General features: G+C 35.2%; 27 protein-coding genes. 26 read left to right on the top strand and 1 reads right to left on the bottom strand.

Annotated elements, in window-relative coordinates:
- Nucleotides 1-171: 171 nt before the first annotated feature.
- The 14 genes from DXA60_RS15510 (at nt 172) to DXA60_RS15440 (ending at nt 14,011) form a co-directional block, all read left to right on the top strand.
- A complete protein-coding gene (locus DXA60_RS15510; RefSeq protein WP_041254362.1) occupies nt 172-1,356 on the top strand; it encodes a DUF6947 domain-containing protein in 1,185 nt (394 codons plus the stop codon).
- 72 nt (nt 1,357-1,428) lie between these two features.
- Nucleotides 1,429-2,871 carry a hypothetical protein gene (locus DXA60_RS15505; RefSeq protein WP_015517468.1) on the top strand — a complete coding sequence of 481 codons (1,443 nt, stop codon included), beginning with the start codon at nt 1,429-1,431 and terminating at the stop codon, nt 2,869-2,871.
- A gap of 280 nt (nt 2,872-3,151) precedes the next feature.
- Entirely contained in the window at nt 3,152-3,886 is a 735-nt protein-coding gene (locus DXA60_RS15500) for a LytR/AlgR family response regulator transcription factor (RefSeq protein ID WP_117922237.1), read from the top strand.
- A gap of 8 nt (nt 3,887-3,894) precedes the next feature.
- The gene (locus DXA60_RS15495; protein WP_055264418.1) at nt 3,895-5,187 is read left to right on the top strand and encodes an ATP-binding protein; all 1,293 of its coding nucleotides are present in this window, start codon (nt 3,895-3,897) and stop codon (nt 5,185-5,187) included.
- A 156-nt stretch (nt 5,188-5,343) separates the two neighbouring features.
- The gene (locus tag DXA60_RS15490) at nt 5,344-6,000 is read left to right on the top strand and encodes a DUF3879 family protein (RefSeq protein WP_117833134.1); all 657 of its coding nucleotides are present in this window, start codon (nt 5,344-5,346) and stop codon (nt 5,998-6,000) included.
- Nucleotides 6,001-6,048: 48 nt separating this feature from the next.
- Nucleotides 6,049-6,516: a hypothetical protein gene (locus DXA60_RS15485; protein WP_044927809.1), complete on the top strand. Its 468-nt coding sequence runs from the start codon at nt 6,049-6,051 to the stop codon at nt 6,514-6,516.
- A gap of 258 nt (nt 6,517-6,774) precedes the next feature.
- Entirely contained in the window at nt 6,775-7,833 is a 1,059-nt protein-coding gene (locus DXA60_RS15480) for a hypothetical protein (protein ID WP_007887187.1), read from the top strand.
- Nucleotides 7,834-8,248: 415 nt separating this feature from the next.
- Entirely contained in the window at nt 8,249-8,395 is a 147-nt protein-coding gene (locus DXA60_RS15470; RefSeq protein WP_006859576.1) for a cyclic lactone autoinducer peptide, read from the top strand.
- Between the two features lie 9 nt (nt 8,396-8,404).
- Entirely contained in the window at nt 8,405-8,980 is a 576-nt protein-coding gene (locus DXA60_RS15465) for an accessory gene regulator ArgB-like protein (RefSeq protein WP_306755602.1), read from the top strand.
- Nucleotides 8,981-9,029: 49 nt separating this feature from the next.
- Nucleotides 9,030-10,508, top strand: coding sequence for a hypothetical protein (locus tag DXA60_RS15460; protein ID WP_117922235.1), 1,479 nt, complete (start codon nt 9,030-9,032; stop codon nt 10,506-10,508).
- A 9-nt stretch (nt 10,509-10,517) separates the two neighbouring features.
- Nucleotides 10,518-11,273, top strand: coding sequence for a hypothetical protein (locus DXA60_RS15455; RefSeq protein WP_117922234.1), 756 nt, complete (start codon nt 10,518-10,520; stop codon nt 11,271-11,273).
- Between the two features lie 122 nt (nt 11,274-11,395).
- The gene (locus DXA60_RS15450; RefSeq protein ID WP_243006916.1) at nt 11,396-12,310 is read left to right on the top strand and encodes a hypothetical protein; all 915 of its coding nucleotides are present in this window, start codon (nt 11,396-11,398) and stop codon (nt 12,308-12,310) included.
- Nucleotides 12,311-12,320: 10 nt separating this feature from the next.
- Entirely contained in the window at nt 12,321-13,358 is a 1,038-nt protein-coding gene (locus DXA60_RS15445) for a DUF4885 family protein (RefSeq protein WP_117922233.1), read from the top strand.
- A 308-nt stretch (nt 13,359-13,666) separates the two neighbouring features.
- Entirely contained in the window at nt 13,667-14,011 is a 345-nt protein-coding gene (locus DXA60_RS15440) for a helix-turn-helix domain-containing protein (RefSeq protein WP_005602826.1), read from the top strand.
- A gap of 24 nt (nt 14,012-14,035) precedes the next feature.
- Here the strand turns inward: DXA60_RS15440 and DXA60_RS15435 are convergent, their stop codons facing one another.
- Complete coding sequence (locus DXA60_RS15435; RefSeq protein WP_015521443.1) at nt 14,036-14,269, bottom strand: hypothetical protein; 234 nt, start codon at nt 14,267-14,269, stop codon at nt 14,036-14,038.
- A 248-nt stretch (nt 14,270-14,517) separates the two neighbouring features.
- Here DXA60_RS15435 and DXA60_RS15430 point away from each other — a divergent pair, with 248 nt between their 5' ends.
- From DXA60_RS15430 to DXA60_RS15380, 12 genes are all read left to right on the top strand, one after another.
- On the top strand, nt 14,518-14,730 hold the full coding sequence (locus DXA60_RS15430) for a helix-turn-helix domain-containing protein (protein ID WP_014081251.1): 213 nt from the start codon (nt 14,518-14,520) through the stop codon (nt 14,728-14,730).
- A gap of 192 nt (nt 14,731-14,922) precedes the next feature.
- Entirely contained in the window at nt 14,923-15,246 is a 324-nt protein-coding gene (locus DXA60_RS15425) for a helix-turn-helix domain-containing protein (RefSeq protein WP_055261542.1), read from the top strand.
- Between the two features lie 651 nt (nt 15,247-15,897).
- Nucleotides 15,898-16,320, top strand: coding sequence for a phosphoglycerate mutase (locus tag DXA60_RS15420; protein ID WP_117922232.1), 423 nt, complete (start codon nt 15,898-15,900; stop codon nt 16,318-16,320).
- A gap of 8 nt (nt 16,321-16,328) precedes the next feature.
- A complete protein-coding gene (locus DXA60_RS15415; RefSeq protein ID WP_055225167.1) occupies nt 16,329-16,652 on the top strand; it encodes a hypothetical protein in 324 nt (107 codons plus the stop codon).
- Entirely contained in the window at nt 16,624-16,791 is a 168-nt protein-coding gene (locus DXA60_RS18705; RefSeq protein ID WP_156337705.1) for a hypothetical protein, read from the top strand. Before DXA60_RS15415 ends, DXA60_RS18705 begins: the two co-directional genes overlap by 29 nt.
- Nucleotides 16,792-16,796: 5 nt before the next feature.
- The gene (locus tag DXA60_RS15410) at nt 16,797-17,183 is read left to right on the top strand and encodes a type II toxin-antitoxin system PemK/MazF family toxin (protein WP_007889583.1); all 387 of its coding nucleotides are present in this window, start codon (nt 16,797-16,799) and stop codon (nt 17,181-17,183) included.
- A gap of 82 nt (nt 17,184-17,265) precedes the next feature.
- On the top strand, nt 17,266-17,514 hold the full coding sequence (locus DXA60_RS15405) for a DUF6870 family protein (protein WP_021923722.1): 249 nt from the start codon (nt 17,266-17,268) through the stop codon (nt 17,512-17,514).
- A 126-nt stretch (nt 17,515-17,640) separates the two neighbouring features.
- Nucleotides 17,641-19,338: a recombinase family protein gene (locus DXA60_RS15400; protein ID WP_007889587.1), complete on the top strand. Its 1,698-nt coding sequence runs from the start codon at nt 17,641-17,643 to the stop codon at nt 19,336-19,338.
- 1 nt (nt 19,339) lies between these two features.
- Entirely contained in the window at nt 19,340-21,061 is a 1,722-nt protein-coding gene (locus DXA60_RS15395) for a recombinase family protein (RefSeq protein WP_117922231.1), read from the top strand.
- The gene (locus DXA60_RS15390) at nt 21,054-22,577 is read left to right on the top strand and encodes a recombinase family protein (RefSeq protein ID WP_007889590.1); all 1,524 of its coding nucleotides are present in this window, start codon (nt 21,054-21,056) and stop codon (nt 22,575-22,577) included. Before DXA60_RS15395 ends, DXA60_RS15390 begins: the two co-directional genes overlap by 8 nt.
- A 49-nt stretch (nt 22,578-22,626) precedes the next feature.
- Complete coding sequence (locus DXA60_RS15385; RefSeq protein WP_117922230.1) at nt 22,627-22,890, top strand: hypothetical protein; 264 nt, start codon at nt 22,627-22,629, stop codon at nt 22,888-22,890.
- A gap of 47 nt (nt 22,891-22,937) precedes the next feature.
- A partial coding sequence (locus DXA60_RS15380; RefSeq protein WP_199536239.1) for a SulP family inorganic anion transporter occupies nt 22,938-23,535 on the top strand: 598 nt, incomplete at its 3' end.

The following is a 23,535-nucleotide window of genomic DNA, read 5'->3' as shown; positions in this document are numbered from 1 at the left end:
AATATAGGGAAGTGTGTCAAGTATAGTAATATAGTTTTTTAGATAAAATATATGATTCGAAATTTTTAAATTAAAAAATAAACAATAGAGGGAGGGAAAGCGTTTTAATAATGAATCTATATAAATCAAAAAACTATAAAATAAAGAACTATGAACAGAAAGGAATTATTCATGAAAAAGAGAAAAATAGCAACAATATTATTGGCAGCATGTTTGCTGTTAGGAAATGTCTCAGTAGCGAATGCGGCAAGTATTGATAATGGCAATAAAGTACATTTCAATACAGAAGATAACGACACGGATTTAACATTATTACAATCGAAAATTGCAACCGAAGAAGTGACTTGTGACTTTACGGATGCAACAAATGATGGAGCAAGTGCATATGCAGATACAAGAAGGGTGTCAAATAAATATATGTGGAGTGCAAGCACGATGGAATATAATTTCTCTGATCAGAAATGGACATCGAATACAGAAATTTTTAGTACATATGCAAAAACATCAGAAGGGTTTGTAATGTCTGGTTTCTTACTGAATCCAAAAGGTCAGAGCAACTATAATTCGGCATTAAGAGAGGGGTATCTGAATGATTCTGCATATGATGAAAATCAGGGACATTATTATCAATGTGTTGTTTCGGATGAGGACTGTAATAATATTACATTTATGTTAGAATCTAATGTTAATGTATTTATTTTTGACAATGATATAAATTTAATATATCGTTCATCGGATGAGGCGGGAGTTACCAGTTATTTTGACAGATATTATTCAACAACTAAAACGATTGCAGGAACGTCGAATAAGGTAATTAGTTTAGGTCTTATTGATGGAAATTATTATATTGTTTTTAAGGTAAAAGATGCAACAGCAACTACCGGTTATCATTATGGATATTATGCTGGACAACCATTGCCAATAGCACAAACAACAACCTTTTCGGATCTTACACATTATACAACAATAAAGTGGAATCGAAGCTCATCTAGCCAATCAGCAAGTACGCAAACATTGACCATTAATTGTCCTAGTGGAAGTGAAGATGAGTATGCATTGACAGGTGTGAAATTTTCGGATAAATCAAAAGCATTTGCTAATAATACATACGCATCAAGCATTGACTATTATTATACGCCAGCAACTGCTAGTTATTCAAAAAAACTAGCACAAACAGGTGGTTGGTGGAGTGACTTGGTTGACAATAATCCACCATCAGGATCAATTGATGGAAACTATGCAACATCTGTTACAGTACATTGGGTAAGTGGTATTTCTTATGTAAATGCTAGTTGCACTACAATGACACAGATGACATTGGATTATTTAGTTCCTTTCGGAATAATAGTGGGCTAAATATTTAGAAAGATAAATAAATTACGGATGGTATTTTTATACCATCCGTGGATTCCAAGAGGTGACGATAAGATGGGACACTATGTACATTATATAGGTGGCGGAATAGTAGATAGTAAAATATATGAGACAGGAAATGCAGCAAAAAGTTTTAAATCGCCGATGAAAGAATTAAATGAGCAAACGGTGTTAATAGAAAATGCCAAAACAAATAAGAATGATAGTTATCATCAGCATACGAAATACGATGATCAGGTAGATCGCTATTACAGTACATATGATATAGGAACATTGTTGCATAATAATGAAAGTTATTTAGAGGGAACAATCGATTCAAAATATGATGTAGATTACTATTCTTTTTCTTATCCGCAAAAAAGTTTTTACTCTAAAATGGGTATATCTTCAGAGATAACGATTTCATTGGAAAGCAAGAATAGTCAGGCATATAATTTAGTATTGTACGATTTATATGGCAATCAGATTGGAATAGCGACAGATGATGGACATGGTAATAAACAGCTTACGGTACCTAATTGGGACTGCGTTACATCAGATTATGTGATCAGAGTAGAAAATTCCAATATGACATCGGATTCCGGGGAAGGTTCCTATAGAATAAAAATTACGGAAACGAAAAACAGGGATACTTCAAGTAGTAATGTGCAGCACTCACAAGAAATAGCAAATGCAGATAATTCAGAAGAAAAAAATGCAATAAAGCAGAAATATGAAAAAACATATCAAAGCGAAATTGACAAATTACATCAGATGCAATTTGAAGCGTTGCCGGAAGATGAAAAATATTCGGGAACGGATAGTGTAGAAGAATTATTAAATAAGATGAAAAAGGGGGAGCAGTTAAGTGTGTCGGAAATGGCATATGTGAAAATATTTGCCAATTTATCTGATTATGAGAGAGCAGAGAAGTCGAATTATATAAAAAACGATTTTTATGCAGAAATAGAAAGAATAGCAAATGAAAAAGGAATTGAACTGCCAGATACATCATGGAAAATTGAAATAGATGTATCTGGAACTATTACGATTAACGGGGACATTACAGAAGAAAACAAAGAACAGATAAAAAATATGATATCGGAAAATTTTGCTGATGATATGTGGGAAAAATATATTCAGACAGCAGATATTTCTAACACACAATATAGATTAGTAAATGCTTACTATGAAGTGGAACAGTTCATTCAGAAAGCAACAAATGGACAGTATTCATTTGACGATATAAACGTAGATGACAATGGGAAGATTACCGGACTTCCAGAGAAAATGTGTAAAATAATGAACTCCCAGGAAGCCAATGCGAAATATGAGGAAATACGAGATAATATCTATATGCTGACGGATTATAAAAATCAATATGGATTGGAGGATATTCTTGCATTTAAGGCAGGGTATAATATTTCGGACTCTGAGGTAAGTACTGTGGGTACATCTGGCAATAATAGTGTTATGGATAATGCAGGATACTATAAAAATATGAAAACTATAATATAATGATAGAACCTAATAGAAATGGCGGGTTTAAAAGACATGAATCAGTTGATTACATATCAGTATGAAGCTGATAGTATGGACAGACAATGGTATTCTATACTGTAGCAATATAATTTGGGGGGAAAATATAGGAAATGTGCCGTCAAGATGATGGCACATTTTCTATATATATGATATTTATTTAGAGCCTATTTAGATAATATGCAGAGTACTTTATATTTATTTAATGGAAAAATAAAAATTACCGATATAGTAGGAAGATAGGAAGAAGGTGAGTAATATGCTGGAAATTGCTGTTTGTGATGACGATATAGCAGATCTTGAGTGTGCAGTGAATATGCTGCATAAGATTTTTACAAGTCAAAAGATTGCTTATCATATAGAGAAATTTATGTCTGCAAATCAAATGCTTGAAAATATCAGTCGTATTGATATCGGAATTTTAGATATTTCGATGGAAGAACTGAATGGTATTAAACTGGGGAGAAAATTGAAAGAAAAATTTCCAGATGTGAAATTAGTGTATATTACCAGTTATGAAGAATATTGTATGCAGGTCATTAACGAAGTTCATGCATTTTCATTTCTATGTAAACCATTGGAATATGATAAACTGGAATTGCAGATATTGGAACTTCTGAATCAACTGCCGGATGCCATAGTAGAAAAGAATTTTTATAAAGTGACTGACAGCAATGGAAAAGAGTATCTGTCGATCAAACTGAAACTGAGGGATATTTTATATTTTGAATACATAAAAAGATCCAGAAAAGTACTGATAGCATTGTCTGATATTACATATGAGTATGATTGTATCTTTGAAAAACTGGTTGAAGAACTGCAACCATATGATTTTGTTGTGAATTGTAGAGGAAATCTGGTTAATTTAAGGCATATTGAAAAAATAAAGGGCTTTATTATTTATATGGATAATGGAAAAGAACTTCAGATTGCACAAAGGAGAAGCAACGATTTTAGAGAAGAAGTAAATAAATTTTTGCAGAGAAATTCATAGGAGGAAAAATGAATACGATTTTACTGGTATTATGTAATGCACTTTCATGTTTTATAATAAGTACGATATTATTTCAGTTTATGAATGGAAAGTATAAAAAGAGTAGTCGAAATAGATATGTATATATTGTGATTGAGACTACCACAGTAATATTTACATTCTGTATAAATATGCTCAATCATTCCATATTAAATCTAGTAGTCTGGGGCGTTTTGACGGGGATTATAGTATATGTTCTGTATTATGAGGATATAGATAAACCCTTAAGACGTATTATTGAATGTGAAGCATTAGTATTTTGTATGTCTGTCTGTGAATCATTGGGAGTGATTCTTTTACAATGCATTTTGCAAGCCGCAGATATAAAAAATGTGAATGAAACGATGCTTTATTGCCTTGAGGTAACATTTTCAAAGGTGATACTTATTTTTTTGTATTACACATTCATAAACAGGTTTGTGAAAAAAAGTGATGTCCCTTATTCAAAGACACGGTACATCATGTATGGAATTATACTTCTATACAGTCTGATTAACATGAGTGTAATTGTAGAGAATTTTAAAAATGGAGAAGAAAATTATTTGTGTGCAGTCAACATGGGATGTATTGTTCTGGCAGATTTATACCTTTTATATTTTGTAAAAATGGCAGATGAAAAGAACTATTACGAAAAGCAGTTGATCGCATTAGAGCAGCAGGCAAAGGTACAATACGAATACTATTTGACCCAGGCAAAAAAGTATGATCAAACCATTCAGATATTACATGATGTAAATAAGCATATTAAAGCAATCGAAGGGTTATATGGTGCAGAGCAGGAAAAAACGGCAGGAGAATATGCAACAAAGATCAGAGAGTTGTTGAAGCCGCTTATTCCGGTTCAATACACAGAAAATCCGATCTTGAATATACTTCTTACAGATAAAGAATCTGTTATGAGAGAAAAGGGGATTTCAGTAACAATAAAGGTAGATAATGTGAATTTGAATTTCATTGAACCAATCGACATTACAACTATTTTTGGAAATTTATTAGATAATGCGATTGAAGCAACAGAAAAGCTGAAAGGCGAGAAATATATTTGCATTAAGATTGGTTCATATCATAAGATGATAGTTGTCAGCATTGAAAATAATTGTAATGAAGTAAAGTGGAGAAATGGTTTTCCAGTATCAAATAAAGGAAAAAATGGTGGAATAGGATTGCTGAATGTTCAGAGCAGTATAAAAAAATATGATGGAGATTTAACATTGAAGAATGATGGAAATAAATTTGCTGCTGAGTTATTCCTTAATTCATAAAAGAGCATTTTTGGCTATTTTTTTGTAAAGAGTCTTACTTCGTGCAAAAAAATCGTACTTGGTGCAGAAAAGGTAAAATATCAGAAGGGGTGTGTCGATAGAAAAAAATAAAGTGGATGATACATATAAAAAATTTAATGATGGGAGGTTTCGCTTATGTCAAGAATTACGGACTACGGTTTTTTATTTCAAACAACATTTGGAACATCAAAAACAAATTTGGTCAACAATATTCAGTTGTCCAAAATGAACAGCAGTTCTGTACAAAAACAATTAAAAGCAGCAGGGATTGACACAAACAGTAAAAAGTATAAAGCAGCACTGAGTGAGATGATGAAGAATGGAAACGGTGCAATGTTTACAAATGTTCAGGCAATTAAGAACCTGATGAGCCAGTATGACAAAAACGGAGACTGGATTGATCCGAATACCGGATTAACAGGACTTGCTGTAACGGATGAGAACAGAAACAGTTATAAACATATCATTTCTATTCCAGAGAGCAGCCGGGAAGAAATGTTTGAACTGGCAAAGAAAGAATTCTTAAATGAAAACGGTACTTTAAATGGTGATACTACCAAAAGAGAGAGCGTATATAACAATTTATATAGAAAAATGGATAAAGATGACCGCTTATCAGCAGGCTGGACAATGGAACAATATGAACATCAATACAGACAGGCATTTGCAGAAGCAGCAAAAGCCGCTGATCCTACATGGAAAGCTGGGAAACCAATACCGGCTGGTGCATTGGATGGCATTACCAGAGAGTCTGTTGAGAGTGGCAAGAAATCAGTAGATATAAAAATATAGTATGTTTTTTATGTGGCATATATTTCATTTTTGAAGGAGGTTGCTAATATGAGAATATCAGAAAAAGCTAAAAAGACGGTTTCAAGAAAAACGTTTATGGCAGTTGTTGTAAGTATGATGGTTTGTTTGCTTTTTGTAACACCAGTATTTGCAGCTTCAAGTTTTTATAGTAAGACAACTACTAAGCTGAATGCTATTAATGGAGGAAAATCAACAACCAGCAGTTTGTCATCTGGTAGTATAATTGGATCAGATGCTTCAATCACACAGGTTAAATTGGCAATCAATGTTTCGAGTGGAACTGATCCATATACCCTTTGGATAAAGAGTCCAAATGGAAGTTGGCATTCTTATACAGGTCCGACATCTAGTAAAATATGGTATTTAGACGATTTTAATGGAGAAAATCCGTCAGGTACATGGCAGATATATATTGTGAATTCAGGAACAACAACTCATGGAAACATATATCCTGTATCAACGGTTACAGTAGGACTGACTGTGTATTATAATTAAGAATCAATGGTGCTGTTAAATAAGAAATGAAGTATATGCCATAAATAAAGTCCTCTTGAAAGGAACAGTAAGTTCGGTACAGGAGGACTTTTTTGTATGTTTTTATAAAGTATTATATTGTATGGATTCAAAAAAGCGGCAAATAGGATTCATTTCAATGACAAGTGTTTATTATTAAGAAAAATGTCACTTGATAGATAATTATGGAAATAATTACATTGGTTTGTTATACTAAATAAAAAGCAAAGGGGGAAAGTTATGTTTAAGAAGATGCCGGTATGCAGACTGATGATTTCGTGTCCTTCTGATGTAAAAACAGAGGTAGAGATTATAAATAGAGTTGTGGATAACATAAATGATTCTATAGGTATTTCTATGGATATTTTTGTAAAAACGCTGTATTGGTCAAAGAATGTTATGCCAGAAGCGGGAAATTATCCACAAAGCATTATCAATAAACAGATTTTAGATAAATCGGATGCAATTATTGCTATATTTGGTAATAGAATAGGAAGTCCTACACAACATTATGAATCAGGAACAATAGAAGAAATTGAATTGATGATACAGAAGGGAAAACAGGTATTTGTATATTTTTCTGATAAGCCAGTACGAAAAAGTGAAATTGATATGGAAGCGGAGACAAAGATACAGGCATTTAAGGAGAAATACAAGGACAGAGGAATATATGTTGTTTATGCTTCTGATGAGGAATTTAATGATTATGTCAGTATGCACCTTACACGCTATCTTACAACGGAACTTGCAAATGAAGTAAATCGTGTGAATGAGCATACAAGATTTGACGATTCTATATCACAGAGAAAAGAAGTTGATTTAATTTACGATTATACTAAGTTTTATGATATAAAACAGGTTAGTTCTTATACTGATTCAAATATTATGAAAATAAGAACACATAAAGACAGTTTTGAAATGGATATTGACATAATCAATGTAAATAAAATAGAAAATCAGGAATTTGCAATGGCATTATTTGAATATGCTCCATGTGATAACTGGTCAGCTTTTTTTGAAGCAGGATATTTTTTTGAATTTGATGCGGCAAGTAGTGGCGATATAAGAGCTTTTCAATTGGAAATAAAAGATGATATACGAAATAAGGTAATTGATAGAACATTACAGGTTAGCTGCGAGGAAGAACATTTCCGAATATGGATTCCTTCTACAACAAGAGATTCAACTGCGTGGAAAAAAATATCGCAGGTTTGTTTTGTTGTATTTTTCAATAGTACATATATTGATGGAGAAAAAGGTCTGTTGACAATCAGAAATCTTAAAATGGTGCCCCGATAGGATAATACTTTGAAAGTATACAGAAAAGTCTGAAAGATATCGAGGAAAATCATGTAAGAGGTAATGATAGACTTATTTAAGTAGGTAAGCAATTTTCGGATTTAAAGCAGTAACAGAAAATTAAAATTGTAGATAAGTAAATAAAATAATAGAAAAAATTATATGCATCTAATCCATTTGCGGTTTAGGTGCTATTTTTTTTACAATATGAATGCGATCGCTCGTAATATCAATATGTTTATCAATAAAAATATATGAAGCAACAGAACAGATGATATTATATTCATCAACATTTTTGCTTTTTAATAAGTGAAAAGTCTTACTTCGTGCAAAAAAATCGTACTTGGTGCAAAAAAGGTAAAATTTTATAAGATGCTTGTCGATAGAAAAAGAAAAAATAAGGAGGTTTTCAAGCATGAAAAAACTTAATGATGTAGCATTGAAATTACTTGCAAAAGCAGCATATGCAAACGCAGAGAAAGAGGCAAATTCAGCGTGCCTGTTTATTGGCTATCAGCCTAAAATGCCACAGAAAGTAAAAGAACTGAAAGAAAGAAAATAGTATTTTCCTATGGACAAATTGCTGAAAAATGTTCTATCTTGCATGAGGACAAAAGGACTTCTGGATGAAAATGAGGAAGATGTATATCGCTTTGGCTTAGAATGCTTATTGTTAGAGGTGGTACATTACTTGTCATACATAGTAATTGGTTTTGCTATGCGAATGATAATACCCATGATTGTAACTGCAATGGTGTTAATACCATTGCGTAGAAAATCGGGCGGCTTTCATGCGAGAACAAGGAGTGGATGCTATTTATTTTCATGTTCCATAGTTGTTGCGGTATGTTTATTGGATAAAATCATTTTTCCACTATGGTTATGTACTGTAACTACATTTGGGGCAAATGCAATTATATTTGCATTTGCTCCAATAGAAAATGAAAATCGAACATTAGACCAAGAGGAACAGAAAAAATTTAGAAAACAGGCGTTAATAATTTTAGTATTGGCAGATATGGCAATTATTATATCACACAAAATTCATATTGAAGTATGCCAGTGGTTATTAAACGGTATGATAGTTGCTGCACTACTGAATTTGTGTGGAAAAATTCAGACAAAATGCAGAGCATATGAAAATTAAGAAAATATGGAATGAACAACTGATATAAAAGGAAAGGTGAAGTTAATTTATGAAGAAAAAAATTTTATCAGGAATTTTAGCATTGGCAGTAATGATTTCATGTTCAAATGGAATAAGTGTCAGTGCGGAAACATTGCAGTCAACACCAGAAAATATTATATCTGAAAATGATGGACAGATGGAATTTCTGCAAATATCAGATGAAGAGGTTCCTGCAACTGAAATTCCCGAAACAGAGCTGAATGTTGAGGAAAGAAACTATACGGGAACGGAATTATCATTATCTAGTATTATGCCTTATAGTGAAAATGATGATGTATCTAATGCAGATCCTAATTATGCATATCTTGTTGAGAATAATAATGCATATCAGGGAAGTATAGAAAATGAAAAAGAATTTCGGTGGTATAGATTTGAAATTACAGAAAAAAGCAAGGTGACGGTCTTTTTACAGATGGCTGAAACACTGGACGCTGATTTATATATGTTTTCCCTAGATACAGAAACATATTCTTTGAATTTAGTTGGAGGAAGTGCTACTGAAGGCTTAGGAGTATCTGAACACTATGCAGATGTCTTGGAACCGGGCATATATTATTTTGCAGCAGGCGGATATGAGGGTACAGGAAATTTTGCGTTTGCATTTTTTAATAGTGCAAAGGATGCTGGTTATGAAGTGAATGATACATTATCAACCGCAACAAACATCTCAATAGGCTCAAGTGCTGTTGGTGTATTAGATAGCCCGCTTGATATAGACTATTATAAAGTATCTGTTACAAAAGGATATATTATGAAATACTCTATATCAACAACAGACGACTATTCACTTGTGTATGCAGGAAAGTCAGGAAGTAATGCCGCAATATATCAGGTTGGAAATGAAGATGATAAAGTATTAATTATGCCGGGGGTATATTATTTTGCGGTATTAAGCAAGAATAATATGTATTCTGCGACGTCTGAATATACAGTTAATTTCACAAAAGTACATGAACTATCGTCTGATAGTTCAGCAAAAGTGATTGGAATATGTCAAGAAGCGGGAATTGTATTTCAAACTAATAGTTCTGGTTCTGTATATTATGTAAATGGAAACCCTATTGATATAAGCTATTCATATTCAAATAGCAGTTCTAATTCTGGCGGTTCACAGTCATATAACATATCTATAAAGGATAGGGATGATGTTTATGCGTATTTGGGTGATGATGCACTTGCACCAGCAGCCATATATTATATGAAGTCGACAAGACCAGCTATGAATGTAGGGAGTAGAGCAGCTTTAGAATTGACATTTTACTCTGACAGTAACTTTTACAGCGTTCATTGCAGATGCACAGGCGCATATAAAGAGAATAATTTGTGGCAGGATTTTAAGGCTGTAACAGTTATTATTGATCCATCAACAGGTAAGTTAATAGATATAGAAAGTTTTAATTATTATTATGATTATGCAGTGGGATCAAATTCCTTGACATTTACCAGACGTTATCCTTCTATGACATTATATAAATATGGAAATTGAGGTGTAAATATGAAAATATCTAGTTATATGAATAATATGAATCCCATAATAGAAAAAAATGATGCTAAAGTTCAGAAAGAAAATAAGCAGGCAAATGAAAAACATACGATGGAACAATCCGTAAAGCTTTCTATTTCTAATGATGGAATGGAGCATTATCGCAAACATATACAGCAGAACGGGCAGGAAACCTATGATGATGTACTTCAGAGGAGAGAACTGTTAAAAAGTGGAAAAATCAGTGATGTAGATTATGGTTATGAGATTTCAAAGAAAGCAGCAGAATTGAATAAAGATGCTGCTAATGCTGGGCAAAATGCTTTAAGCACTACAGACAGAGCAAATGGTTATGTTGCAGCATATGCAGAGTTGTATGATGAAATTGTTCAAGGATATGAATCCGGCACAAGGGAAATATATGTCACAGATGAAAATGGAACTCATAAGCTTACAAAGGATGAAGAGTTAAGCAATTTAGATGTTGCATATAAAAAAACAGTGGATGACTTTGTGACAATGGAGACAACAAATCAGCATGCCCGTGGAATTATTGGTGAAGAAATGAATAAAATTTCAAAAATTACCGCAAGATCAACTTTGGCATCGACTTACATTGAGGAGCAAAAAAACAGAGGAAAGGATGAGATTACTGAAAACTTAGGAAAGAAGATGTATGGTGCAATTACCTCATTTAAGGAGAAATATACAATGATTCAGCCTAATAGAGAGCAGTTGTCGCAGTTATTGATGAGTATTAAGATTTGATGATGTTAGTACTATGATTTACAAATAAAAATAGTAATTATATATCATATTGAGGCTGAGAGAAATCTAACAGGTGACATAGTCGGAAGAACTCCGGATAATGAAGAAAGGTGGAAAATAAAATGAAAAAAAGTTTAAAAAGATTTATCGGAATGTTGGCAGTCGTTGCACTATGTTTAGGTATACTAAATATAAATGCAATTGATGTACAAGCAGCAACATCTATTACAGGTAACAATACAAGATCAACAGCTTACAATTATGGCAGATGGTCATCAATAAATTCAAATTATGCGACTGTTATTTTAGAGAGCGGACAAACGGAGTCTTGGTTGGAGTTTACATTAAGTCCGGGCGAACACATTTATTTAAGAGCATCATACGAAGATGGATATGCAGGTGAATGGTTCGAAGTACAAAATGGGGTAGGAATTACAATGGGTACACCTCAGTTTACACCTCAGGATGTTTATAATGCAGACAGTATTACACCAGATATATATTTAGACTGTGACAATGATTCAACATCTACAAGAAATTATTACTTAGTTCTACATAGAGGCAGCGTAGATATAAACAAAAGTATCTATTTTTCATTGTCAGCCTATGACAGAATAAAGACATCATCAGTAAGTGTTTCAATTTCTGGTACAGCATCTAATAAGGGAAATAGCAGTATTAGTATGTCTGGTGTAGATTCATCTGTCATATCGGTGAATTTGACTAATGATACAAAAATTCCTAACAAAGCTATAGTTACAAGTATTTCATCTTCTGGAACACAGTCTCCTAGTCAGGGTAATGTGCATCATATGATTATGCCTGCAAGTAATAGTATTTGGTATACTTCAACGGTATCCAGTGCAAGTAGTGGGCACTATAACATTGATGTCGATGATGGGATACCTGTTAAGCAGAAATGGAGTTTCAAATATAATGCTCTTGCTACAGCTAAGTCAACAATGAGAAATGTTAAGCTAACGATAGGGTTTCAGTATGATTTACATGATACAGATTATAAGACTTATATAAGGTAGGTGGTATAGTATGGTTACTGTAAATAATTCTGACTATTATAATAACATTCCAGCGGGCAGGGATTTAAACAACCTGCCCAATAATTCCAGCGCTGGTACAACGGTAGGATATCAATATGATGGACTTACAGAGGAAGACCGTTTCGTACAAAAAGTTATGCAGGAGCATTATGATAAAGTGTACAAAGAAAATATGTCACATTCCGATCCAATGGCGTATGTCATATCGAAATATTGTGATGTGACTTCACCTAATTTTTGCTCATATATGACAGAAGACCAGCGTTCCATAGCTTACCGTACGGAGAAAAGAATGTTACAATCCGGAGGAAAACCTTTGGGTGGATTTGCACGGTATGATTATGCATTAAGGAATTACAAGGATGTATATACAGGTGGTTCAAGAAGTGTTGGTTATGTACGCAATACTGACAGGGAAAAACAGTATGCCAGAAGTGTTGTAAATCAGCAGATTTCAAATCTACTTTCAAAGAATGGGATATCAATATCAAAACAGGCAGATCTGGTATTTTCTATTGACCCATATACATATCAGCTAACAGTGTCGGGAAATGCAGATAGAAATACATTATCGCAGATAGAAAAATTGCTGAATGAAGGAGATAATGCAAAAAATATTTGGACGCATGCGTGGATTTGTATGCATGATGCAGATAATGAAATTGTTAATTCGCAGGCAAATATGACAAAGGCAAACCAATATTCTTTATGGCATGAAGTGTATGAGACAACTGGATATGATGCACGCAATGCGACATATAAAAATGGTACTTTTATTGCAGAGGATGGTACAGATTTACTTGCATTGTTTAAGGAAAAATCTAAAAATGGTGCAGGGTATGAACTTTATTCTAAGAGATGGCTAGAATATGCTAAGAATGGCTGGAAGAAAGAAAATGATTTAGTGTTGAAAATAGGCTTTGACAGCAGTGGATTGTATGATATAGGGCAGGAAAAAGGATATGGAGCAACACAGAATATGTGGATGAAAGGTGTTAGCCAAAGTATGTTTGAAGCTAGAGTGTGACCAATGGACGTATTTACGCATTGTGATTTTACGCATGCAGCTAAGTAAAGGTGTATGTTACACTAAATAAAAGCAGGGAACTATCCATATCCATGCTTCAAACTGGAGATAAAGCTCGTGGATCTGCCACGGGCTTTTCTCATATTGTTATATACATTTTGCTGAAATTTTAAATTTCGGTGTAAAAGTAGATTGGTGTTTAGAAGGAATATGCAAAGTATTACACGAAAATGTCAAAGGATTACAGCTTACCAAAACCCATAATAATTTCTGATATAATGCGATAAGTCAGAAAGGATGATGGAGCTATGGGGAAAAGAGAGCACATATACGAAATTATTGCAGAGAATATCAGAAAAGAACGCAGAAGGCTTGGAATTACGCAGGCAGAGCTTGCAGAACGGGCGGATGTATCATTGGATACTATCAAAAGTGTTGAAAATGGCAGAAGGGCAATGAGTCTTGATACATATTTGAATATTGTTCATGCATTGGAGTCATCGCCTATGGTTCTGATGAGCCAGCAGCACCCAGAAAAACACATTGAGCGTTTTGCATTTATGATGAATCGGTGTGACGAAAGAGAAATAGAATTTGCATTACATATGATTGAACAAATATTAAGAGGACAGGAAGATTATCTGAGTGAATAGACGGGTAGTTATCCTGTCCTTTGTCTATGACTCTTTTGCAAATTTTTCAGCGAGATGGTATATGATTTCTTCAATGGTGGGAGTTTCATTTTCACATGGAAAGTCTGTCCAGAAGCGTTGCATTTGTGGATCAGGGCTTTTTAAAGCAATGGAAACTGCCCGCCCAATTTCCTGTTGGACTTCTTCTTTTGTGATTCCTTCTTTTTCGGCAATGATTTCCAAATATTTATCAACAGAGTATGTGTTTTTATCATTCATAGTGTTGTTGTGAATCCTTTCTGAAAAGGGTATCTGCGGGCAAATTGTCAGGTGCTTGAATTGTCCCGGTTGAATACCATAAAAGTAAAACAGATAATCCGTTCTATATTACATAATAACCTTGAGAGCTGTTTTCTATGCAGATTATGGCTATTTTCTATTCTATCATATACATACAGTATGGTGCATACACGCACCATATCATTATAGGACACTCTTGCGTAGAATACAAGGAGGAGGTCTTTGTAATGATAGTATATGACAGGTTATGGATCACACTCAAGAAGAAAAATATTAGCCAGTATGCACTAATTAAAGATTATGGAATAGATAAAGCACAGTTACAGCGATTGCGAAAGAATATGGTCGTAAAAACGGTAATCCTAAACAGATTATGTTCCATACTTGATTGTAAGATAGAGGACATCATGGAGTTTGTGCCGGATGAGGATATTAAGTAAAGAGATATTTCCAAAATGTAATGAGAGTTTGGAAATATCTCTTTTTTAATCCGCAAATATTTATATTCTTGGTATTAAGGTGTACAATATTCCACCTGAAATAGCTGGTTTAGTCACTCTTACAAAAGATTCACTTACGGTACAATGAATACAGCTTAAGCAAATATATAAGGTGCCGGAAAAGAGTGGAAGGTGTACTACGATATTGTTAATAGTGGAGAAAGAATAAAAGAGTTGCGTGCGGCAAGAAGAATGACAAGACAGCAGCTTGCCGAGCAGATTGGATTGTCAGTGGATGCTCTGCGGAAAATTGAAGCTGGTGTAAATGGAGCAAAAATAGATACGCTGATTAGTATTGCTGAATTGTTTCATATAACGTTGGACTATCTTGTGTGTGGGTGTGAAAGAAAGGCAGAAGTCGATGATCTGCTGGTTGGTCTGGAGGAGAAGGAAGTACAGTTTATCCGGAATATGGTATTAAATGCCGTTGACAATATGAAACTTCTGACAGAATAAAAAAGTCGGATTGCATTTTTGATGATGCAGTCCGGCTTTTTTTATAAGGATTTGGAACAGGTGGGAGTGTTACTCTTAGTTCAAAAGAGTGTCGGTTACTGTAGAAGATGCGTGGTGTCAGTTATACTCTGTTCAGGTTCTGAGAAAAGAACCGTTGAATATTGAAAACAGAATAGGACACGCATATCCCACGAGCTTATATCGCCTTGTCTATGACAGGGTGGCAGAATCCCATTTCGTGCGATGACTATCCTCAGAGCTGTAGCCGATTATGAGAAACGTAACAGCAGGAGCCTTTAAGGATAAGAGCAGAGGGTTGTGCCTACCGGGTTAGCAGCCGGAGGTAATGAGATAATAAGTGCACCTGAATTTCAGCAAAACGCATTTTCAGAGAGTGGCTACTTTCGTAAGTCCAGATGGGCAGGAAACTACGAAGTGATTGTGGCTGGCAAAGGATATGTTACCCGATACGGGGATGGTTAAGAAACCGGGAAGATAGTATTTTATCTTCCCACACAAACTGATTTATGGTCACCGACAGAAAAGAAATGTTTAGGTGTGATGGTGTGGAGAGTACAGATAAGTCAGCTTATGTGAGGAGATAAAGTGCGCACAGTATCAAATCAATATTATTTATAAGGAGATTTTAAGATGGAAAGAGCAATTATATATTGTGCAAAAACAGGATTAGAGGCTACAGATCATTTTGTGCCGGAGCTGCTTGAAAAGTATTGTAAGGATAATGGCTATGAAATTGTAGCTATGCTTTCAGAGCCTGCTTCTACAGAAGGAGTTTCATTTCCGATGAAATATGCCTTTATCGGTTTAAATATGGAGGAAGATGTTAATACAATCATAACACTTTCAAAGGATATGATTGGTGCAACAGATGAGACCGTTATTGATACACTTGGAAAACTCAGCGAATATGATATCTATGTGGAGGATATTAATGGAGAACTTGAAGAGTGTTATGAGATGATGTACAAAGAGCCTGTTCAGGAAAGTGATATAAGAGGGCTGGTGCTTGATACGGTATCAATGTTCTATCATAACATCAGGGACGGCAGATAGGAGGCAATATGCAGGATTCCAGAGAAAAAAAGCAATGTCTGATATTTGTAAGGAATAATGCAAATGATACAGCTGACCGTATCGAGGCATATGCAAAAAAGTCCGGCATGAAAGTTGTTGAGACAATTTTTAATACAGATAAAAAAGCGGTTGAACGATTAAGATATTATATTGAAAGAGATGTCATTATCTGTGTGCTAGTAAGAGATGTGGTAGACATTTCAATGGAACTTAATGAGATTAAAGCTGTAATGACACTTGCAGCGGAACATGGAATCAGTATTAATGCAGAGAGCAGGGGCTATGAACCTGCTCTCATTTCTTATGAATGATATGACAGAAGAAAATAGAAAATTAAAACTGATTATATTTCCGGGCGAAACAGTAGTGATTGATGAATATGGGAAACGGATTGTTGCCTGTCCGACAGAGGATGAGGCAGAAGAATATATCAGGGAACAGGAGGAATGACATAGATGAAACTGAACAGGGGCGACATTGTTATTGCAAATCTGGAGTCAGTAAGTAAAGGGAGCATTCAGAAGTATACAAGACCTTATATTATTATCTCAAATAACAAGGCAAATCAGTATTCACCGGTTGTCACAGCAGTAGCCATGTCCACAAAAACATGGAAAAAGAAATATCTGCCAACCCACTGTCCAATACCGGCTGCAAAGGTAAAGGTTACTGACACAGATTTTGAGGTATTTGACAGTATGGCATTATGTGAGCAGATTGTATCCATTGATGTAAATGTCCATATTGAGAGGGTAGTTGCTTCAATTTCAGATACGGAACTACTTGATAAGATTACTGAATGTGTAAAAATCCAGATTGGGGCATATGAAAAGTACAATTAAATATTACCGGGGCATTTGCTCCGGGTTACATAGCCACCTGTATTCTATGGGTGGCATTTTTACTGAAAGGGGGATAGATTTTATGACAGCAGAAGAATACAGAGCACTATTAGATGTGGATTTTAACAATGTAAAAATAGAAGATCTGACTGATATTAGAAAAATTAAAATAGATAAAAATCAGCCACAGAGTAAGAGGCAGGCACAGTTCTTAAAACAGGTGGGAAATCCATATATGCTGCGTCGTGGAAGTATGATGATTAAGGTAAGCTTTGCGAATAATGGACTGTCGATGGAACAGGCATTTGAAAATCTGCTTTTGAATGTCTGAAAATTTGTGGTGGAATTTCAAAGTGATATGTGCTATGATGTTTTTGGTATAAAAATTCTAAATTAGTGCATATCACCTTATTGAAAAGTTATCTTCTAACTTAAACAACAATAGGAGGATGTGCATATGAGTCAGATAAGTCAGATCAAAAAGATCTATCATGCAGCCATCTATGTTCGTTTATCGAAGGAAGATGGCGCTGTTGCTTCACATGAAAAAACTGAGAGTAACAGTATCGCAAATCAGAAATCACTGATTAGAGATTTTCTCGAAAACAAAAATGATATTGAGGTTGTGCAGGAGTATGTTGATGATGGTTTCAGCGGCTCTAATTTTGAGCGACCGGCATTCCAGATGATGCTTGAAGATATTAAGAAAGGCAAAATTGATTGCGTTGTCACTAAGGATCTGAGCAGATTCGGAAGAGAATATATAGATTCAGGTATGTATATTGAGCGATTATTCCCTGCTATGGGAGTAAGATTTATTGCAATCAATGATGGTATTGATTCCGGAGAGGCAAAGTCGCAGTCAGATGAGATTATTATTCCATTCAAAAATCTTATTAATGATGCTTACTGTCGTGATATTTCAATTAAGATACGTTCACATCTTGAAATTAAGAGAAAGCAGGGAGATGTAATCACGGCATTTGTGCCATATGGATACAAAAAGAATGATAAAGATAAGCACAAACTGGAAATTGATGTATATGCAGCAAATGTTGTGAAAGATATTTTCAGAATGAAGTTGCATGGAAAAAGTCAGGATGCAATTGCATGTGAACTTAATTCATCAGGAATACTTCCACCGGCTGAGTATAAAGCAAGCACAGGAAGCAATTATCAGACATGCTTTAAGACAAAAGAAAAGTCGGAGTGGACTTCAGTCATGGTAAGGAGAATCCTTACAAATGAGGTTTATATAGGTAATCTCGTACAGGGAAAACAGACAACACCGAATCACAAGGTCAAAAAGACCATAATCAAAGAAAAATGCGAATGGATAAGGATTGAAAAGAACCATGAGCCGGTTATCACGGACAGGGATTTTGAAGTAGTACAGAGATTGCTTGCAATGGATACAAGAACATCACCGGACAGAGAGGAAGTTTATCCGCTGTCAGGGGTAGTTACCTGTGGCGGCTGTGGGATTCCCATGGTAAGAAAAACTTCAAAAGTGGGTGGCAAAACTTATGCCTATTATCTGTGTGCAACCCATAAGGATTCAAAGCAGTGCAGTTCCCACAGAATTTCCACGGATAAGTTGGAAGAAGTGGTGCTAGAGCTTTTACAGACACACATTGATAACATGATTGACCTTAAAAGAATTCTTTCTTTTATCGGCAACGTGCCGTTTCAGCAGCTTGATATGAAAAAGCTTGAGGAAAGGCGTGAAAAGAAACAGGCAGAGGTAGACAGATGTGCAGACCTCAGAGGAATGCTTTATGAGGATATGAAGGATGGCATTATCTCAAAGGAAGATTACAAAGAGCTTCATACAGCATATGAGCAGAGGAAAAAGAGTGCCGAGATTGCCATTCACCAGATTGAATTGGAAATGGAAGATGTGCTGAATCGTAAGAGCAAAGGCTTTGTATGGCTTGATTATTTTACGGAACATAAAAATATCGAGAAGCTTACAAGGGAAGTGGTTGTATCTCTTATCCGTGAAATAAAGGTATTTGATAAAACCCACATTGAAGTAGTGTTTGACTTTGATGACTGCTACAAAGAATGTCTTAATGTTATTGCAAGTCAGGGGCATTCGGTTGAGGTGGACAGTACAGGAAAACTGAATATCAGATTAAAGGAGGCTGTGTAGTATGGCAAGAAAGAGCAGAAAAAATATGCCGGTTGCAGTTGCAGAGCCGACTGACAATCTGACGGCAAAAGCAGTTTTAAGCATGGATAAGGAGGCAAAACCATATCAGGTTGGAATCTATGCGAGACTTTCATTTGAATCAGAGGCGAATAAGGAAAGAGATACTGTAGACACACAGATAGCATATATCAGGGAATTTATTAATTCGCAGGATGATATGGTAGAGGTTGAGGTCTATGCCGATATATCGGTGACAGGAACTACTTTTGAAAGACCAGAATTTGACCGGATGATTCAGGATATAAGGGCTGGCAGGATTAATACTGTTATTACCCGTGACCTTAGCAGACTTGGGAGAAATTATGTGGAAGCAGGCAACTACATTGAGAGGGTATTTCCTTTTCTTGATGTGAGATATATTGCTATCACAGATGATTTTGATACAGCAAGACCGGGAACTGATTTATCTGTACCGCTTAAGAATATTGTGAACGAATATTATTCCAAAGACCTTTCAAAGAAAGTAGAGACCGGAAAGCATAGTATTTGGGCACAGGGCGGCTTCAGCGAGGGAACGCCACCATATGGATATTACAGGGCTACAGATGGTTCAAGAAAGCTTTTGATTGATGAAGAGGTATCTGACAATGTAGTTAGAATTTTTAATATGTTTTTGGATGGGAAGGGATATGCTGGTATTGCAAAGACTTTGCAAAACGAAGGAATTCTTTCACCTCCGAAATACAGATTCTATAAGTCAGGAAAGATTGAACTTGCTGAAAAAGCAAGAGAATGGCACTATTCGCATGTAAAAGAGATACTCCAAGGGGAATATTACATTGGAAATATTGTTCATGGAAAGCAAAGGAAGGCTCTTGATACCGGGAGAAAGAATGTTAAAACAGATGCATCAACATGGCAGCGAATAGAAAATGTTCATGAACCAATAATTGATAAGGACACTTTCTACAAAACAAGGGAGAGAATGGAGCATATCAAAAAGAAGCATTTAGAAGCATCAAAACCTAAAGCTGATGTTCCAAATAAGCCGGATAATATTCTGGTATATAAAACAAAATGCGCCTGTTGTGGAGGCAGTGTATTGATTGGCAGGCATCACACTTATTCAGAAAAGTTCTATTATAAGTGTAAGAACCGTAGAAAATTAGCTAGGCTATGTGAAAATAAGTACTCTTATGATTATTCTGAGGTTATGGATAGTGTTTTTTCTGTTATCCGTCAGCATATGAGTTTGTGTGTTGAGAAAACAAAGTTTGTTCAGAAGATGAACAGCAGAAAAGAGAATGTTCTTCAATATGATATTTATACCAAGCAGATAGCAAAACTTCAAAATGATGTAAGAAGAATTACCGCTAACAAAAGTGGTTTGTATGAAGATTATAGGGAACAGTTAATCACTGCGGAAGAACTGTGCCAGTATCAGAGAGAATATGAAAGCAGAGTAAATGAGATTGAAGCGCAGATTACTGAATTGCTTCATCGAAGAAGTCTGTATGAAAAAGAATTTCATATTGATGAAGGATGGGAAGAAACTGTCAATAAATATATGGCTAAAAGAAAACTTACAAAGGAGCTTGTGGATGCTTTTGTATCGGAAATTGTTTTTTATGATGGCAATATAGAAGTTAAGCTCTTGTATGATGATTTCCTAAAGGAGTTGCTTAAAGTGGCAGAAGAAAGAGAGGTGAGCAGCAATGGATAAGACGATAGCTCTCTATATGAGATTATCAGATGAAGATGACAACTTGGCTGCTCATGAGGAAAGTAACAGTATTTCCCATCAGCGAAAGTTAATGCTTGATCATATCCAGAAACTGCCTGAACTAAAGGACTGCAACATAATGGAATTTTCAGATGATGGATATTCCGGAGCAGACTTTAGCAGACCTAATTTTGTAAAAATGATGGATCTGGTAAAGGCTGGTAAGATTCAGGTTATTGTGACGAAGGACTACAGCAGACTCGGACGAGATTATCTTGAAGTTGGTAACTATATGGAATGTATATTTCCGGTTCTTCAGGTAAGATATATCAGCGTGAATGATAATTACGATTCTGCTAACAGCTTTGGTTCAACCGGAGGTATGAGTGTTGCACTGAAAAATCTTGTGAATGCATTGTATTGTAAGGATGCATCAAAAAAGGTAAGAGCCGCTAAGGCAGTGTTGGCTAAGCAGGGAAAGTACATTGCTGCATTTGCTCCTTTTGGATACCAGAAAAGTGAAGATGATAAGCATATGTTAGTGCCTGACCCAGTAACAGCACCTGTTGTCCAGCTGATATTTGAACTGGCTATTAAAGGCATGAAATACACCGAGATTGCAAATTATCTGAATAATAATGGATATGATAGCATATTTGAGTATTACCAAAAGATTGGAGTTAAGAGATGTTATGAAAGGGATATTGGTGAGCACATGTGGAGTGCCAGTACAGTAATGGAGATTTTATATAATGAAGTCTATATTGGTTCTGTAATCAATAACAAGACGGCTGATAATATTGATACCGGTCATCAGGTTGTGCAGAGAGATAAAGAGGACTGGATAATTGTTGAAAACTGTCATGAACCATTAGTTTCTGTGGAAGACTTCAAGCTTGCTCACAAGATGATAGCAAGACGAGAAGTGACGAAGAGAAAACCAAATGGAAAGTGGCGTAAATCGTATATTCGCTGTGGAATATGTGGTAAGGGACTTTATAAATACGGAAATAAATCCTCATACAGATGCCACAACGGTCATGTGTCACGTATTAGAGGTGAAGAACTTGAGGCGACACTTCTAGACATTGCTAGAAATATGGCATTGGCTCAGTTGCAGGAATTTGAGTTGAAAACTGATGGCGGTAATTGTCCAGATAATCTTGAAAGGGAAATCGAATCACTTAAAAAGTCAAAGGCACACTATGCAAAGCTAAAGTTTGAGATATACGATGATTATACAAAAACAAATATCACTCGTGATCAGATGGCAAAAAAGACTGCAGAAGTTAAGCAGAAAATCGCAGAGATAGAAAGTCTGATTACAGAGAAGCAGGAAACACTTGATATGCAAAAGGATCTCTTTCTTGATGCAAAGCAGGAACAGCTAACAAAGCTTAGTAAGTTGGATGAGTTTGATGAAGAAGTAATCAGATATCTCATTGATTATGTGTTGGTGTATGATAATGAGCATATTGAAATCAGATGGAACTTTGATGACTTTCAGGCTGGATGATGGTATAATCAGTAGTAATAGCGAGAAAACAAAATTATAAAGAAGTAACATGGGGAATCTTGCTAAAGGTTCCCCATTGATAAAAAAAATTAATTTTTTTTTTGTTTCTTACTTGACACGAGCAGATGTGCATAGTGAAGTAAAGCGTTTCAATGAGAATGTTCATAAGGTAGAAGTCAGTTATGCATATGGATATGCTTTCTCAGAAGATTATTCAGAATGTACTATGAAAACCTTATTTGATAAGGCAGATAAGCATATGTATGAGAATAAAGCGATTGAAAAAGCAAAATTAAAGGTCACTGCTCAATAGTATATTGTAAAAGATTAAAAACCCAAAAGTGAAATTCATAGATAGTAATGAATGATATCATAACAGATTTATTAGCAATCATAGGTGTCGTTTTGAATGGACTGCCACAAGGTCTGTTAGCATTAGCTTATGGTTTTGCATCAGTTCCTACGGCATTAGCATTCTTTGTCGGTGCAATAGGAAATACGGTGACTCAGAGTGTTGCTCCAATATCGTTTCAGGCAGAAACAATCACATATGCAGGTACTGCCGGAAAGAACCGGTCAGAAAGATGCACTATGATTTTTATAGGCGGAGCAGTCATGGCACTTATAGGAGCCTTTGGTTTGCTGACAAAGATTGTAGATTTTATAGGTGAGGATGTTGCATATGGTATGATGGCTGGAGTCGGAATTATTTTGACTAAAGCAGCGATAGATATGATAAAAAGCGATAAAATCTCCGGTGGAGTGTCTCTGGCAGCGGCTTTAATTACATATTTTATTACTAGAAATAATGCACCTCATGCAGTCTGGGCAGGAGTTGCAATGATGGTTATAATCGGAGTGATTCTTTTAACAAAATTATTACCTAAGATTGGGAAATATGTTCCGGCATCGGTGTATCGTAGGCTTGTGAGTGGCATCTTGCGCAAAGCCGGAGTAA

It is taken from the genome of Roseburia sp. OF03-24 (assembly GCF_003463035.1).
In the GTDB taxonomy this organism is placed as follows: Bacteria; Bacillota; Clostridia; order Lachnospirales; family Lachnospiraceae; genus Roseburia; species Roseburia rectibacter.
The sequence above is the reverse complement of the archived record's forward strand: the minus strand, read 5'-3'. Positions and strand labels throughout refer to the sequence as shown.

Excerpts from the sequence above, each read along its gene's own strand:
- DXA60_RS15410 (WP_007889583.1), top strand. The coding sequence starts at position 16,797 with ATGAAACTGAACAGGGGCGACATTGTTATTGCAAATCTGGAGTCAGTA.
- DXA60_RS15500 (WP_117922237.1), top strand. The coding sequence starts at position 3,152 with ATGCTGGAAATTGCTGTTTGTGATGACGATATAGCAGATCTTGAGTGT.
- DXA60_RS15445 (WP_117922233.1), top strand. The coding sequence starts at position 12,321 with ATGGTTACTGTAAATAATTCTGACTATTATAATAACATTCCAGCGGGC.
- DXA60_RS15415 (WP_055225167.1), top strand. The coding sequence starts at position 16,329 with ATGCAGGATTCCAGAGAAAAAAAGCAATGTCTGATATTTGTAAGGAAT.
- DXA60_RS15505 (WP_015517468.1), top strand. The coding sequence starts at position 1,429 with ATGGGACACTATGTACATTATATAGGTGGCGGAATAGTAGATAGTAAA.
- DXA60_RS15435 (WP_015521443.1), bottom strand. The coding sequence starts at position 14,269 with ATGAATGATAAAAACACATACTCTGTTGATAAATATTTGGAAATCATT.
- DXA60_RS15495 (WP_055264418.1), top strand. The coding sequence starts at position 3,895 with ATGAATACGATTTTACTGGTATTATGTAATGCACTTTCATGTTTTATA.
- DXA60_RS15470 (WP_006859576.1), top strand. The coding sequence starts at position 8,249 with ATGAAAAAACTTAATGATGTAGCATTGAAATTACTTGCAAAAGCAGCA.
- DXA60_RS15460 (WP_117922235.1), top strand. The coding sequence starts at position 9,030 with ATGAAGAAAAAAATTTTATCAGGAATTTTAGCATTGGCAGTAATGATT.
- DXA60_RS15465 (WP_306755602.1), top strand. The coding sequence starts at position 8,405 with ATGGACAAATTGCTGAAAAATGTTCTATCTTGCATGAGGACAAAAGGA.
- DXA60_RS15385 (WP_117922230.1), top strand. The coding sequence starts at position 22,627 with ATGGGGAATCTTGCTAAAGGTTCCCCATTGATAAAAAAAATTAATTTT.
- DXA60_RS15510 (WP_041254362.1), top strand. The coding sequence starts at position 172 with ATGAAAAAGAGAAAAATAGCAACAATATTATTGGCAGCATGTTTGCTG.
- DXA60_RS15420 (WP_117922232.1), top strand. The coding sequence starts at position 15,898 with ATGGAAAGAGCAATTATATATTGTGCAAAAACAGGATTAGAGGCTACA.
- DXA60_RS15400 (WP_007889587.1), top strand. The coding sequence starts at position 17,641 with ATGAGTCAGATAAGTCAGATCAAAAAGATCTATCATGCAGCCATCTAT.
- DXA60_RS15485 (WP_044927809.1), top strand. The coding sequence starts at position 6,049 with ATGAGAATATCAGAAAAAGCTAAAAAGACGGTTTCAAGAAAAACGTTT.
- DXA60_RS15450 (WP_243006916.1), top strand. The coding sequence starts at position 11,396 with ATGAAAAAAAGTTTAAAAAGATTTATCGGAATGTTGGCAGTCGTTGCA.
- DXA60_RS15430 (WP_014081251.1), top strand. The coding sequence starts at position 14,518 with ATGATAGTATATGACAGGTTATGGATCACACTCAAGAAGAAAAATATT.
- DXA60_RS15405 (WP_021923722.1), top strand. The coding sequence starts at position 17,266 with ATGACAGCAGAAGAATACAGAGCACTATTAGATGTGGATTTTAACAAT.
- DXA60_RS18705 (WP_156337705.1), top strand. The coding sequence starts at position 16,624 with ATGAACCTGCTCTCATTTCTTATGAATGATATGACAGAAGAAAATAGA.
- DXA60_RS15390 (WP_007889590.1), top strand. The coding sequence starts at position 21,054 with ATGGATAAGACGATAGCTCTCTATATGAGATTATCAGATGAAGATGAC.
- DXA60_RS15395 (WP_117922231.1), top strand. The coding sequence starts at position 19,340 with ATGGCAAGAAAGAGCAGAAAAAATATGCCGGTTGCAGTTGCAGAGCCG.
- DXA60_RS15455 (WP_117922234.1), top strand. The coding sequence starts at position 10,518 with ATGAAAATATCTAGTTATATGAATAATATGAATCCCATAATAGAAAAA.
- DXA60_RS15490 (WP_117833134.1), top strand. The coding sequence starts at position 5,344 with ATGTCAAGAATTACGGACTACGGTTTTTTATTTCAAACAACATTTGGA.
- DXA60_RS15480 (WP_007887187.1), top strand. The coding sequence starts at position 6,775 with ATGTTTAAGAAGATGCCGGTATGCAGACTGATGATTTCGTGTCCTTCT.
- DXA60_RS15440 (WP_005602826.1), top strand. The coding sequence starts at position 13,667 with ATGGGGAAAAGAGAGCACATATACGAAATTATTGCAGAGAATATCAGA.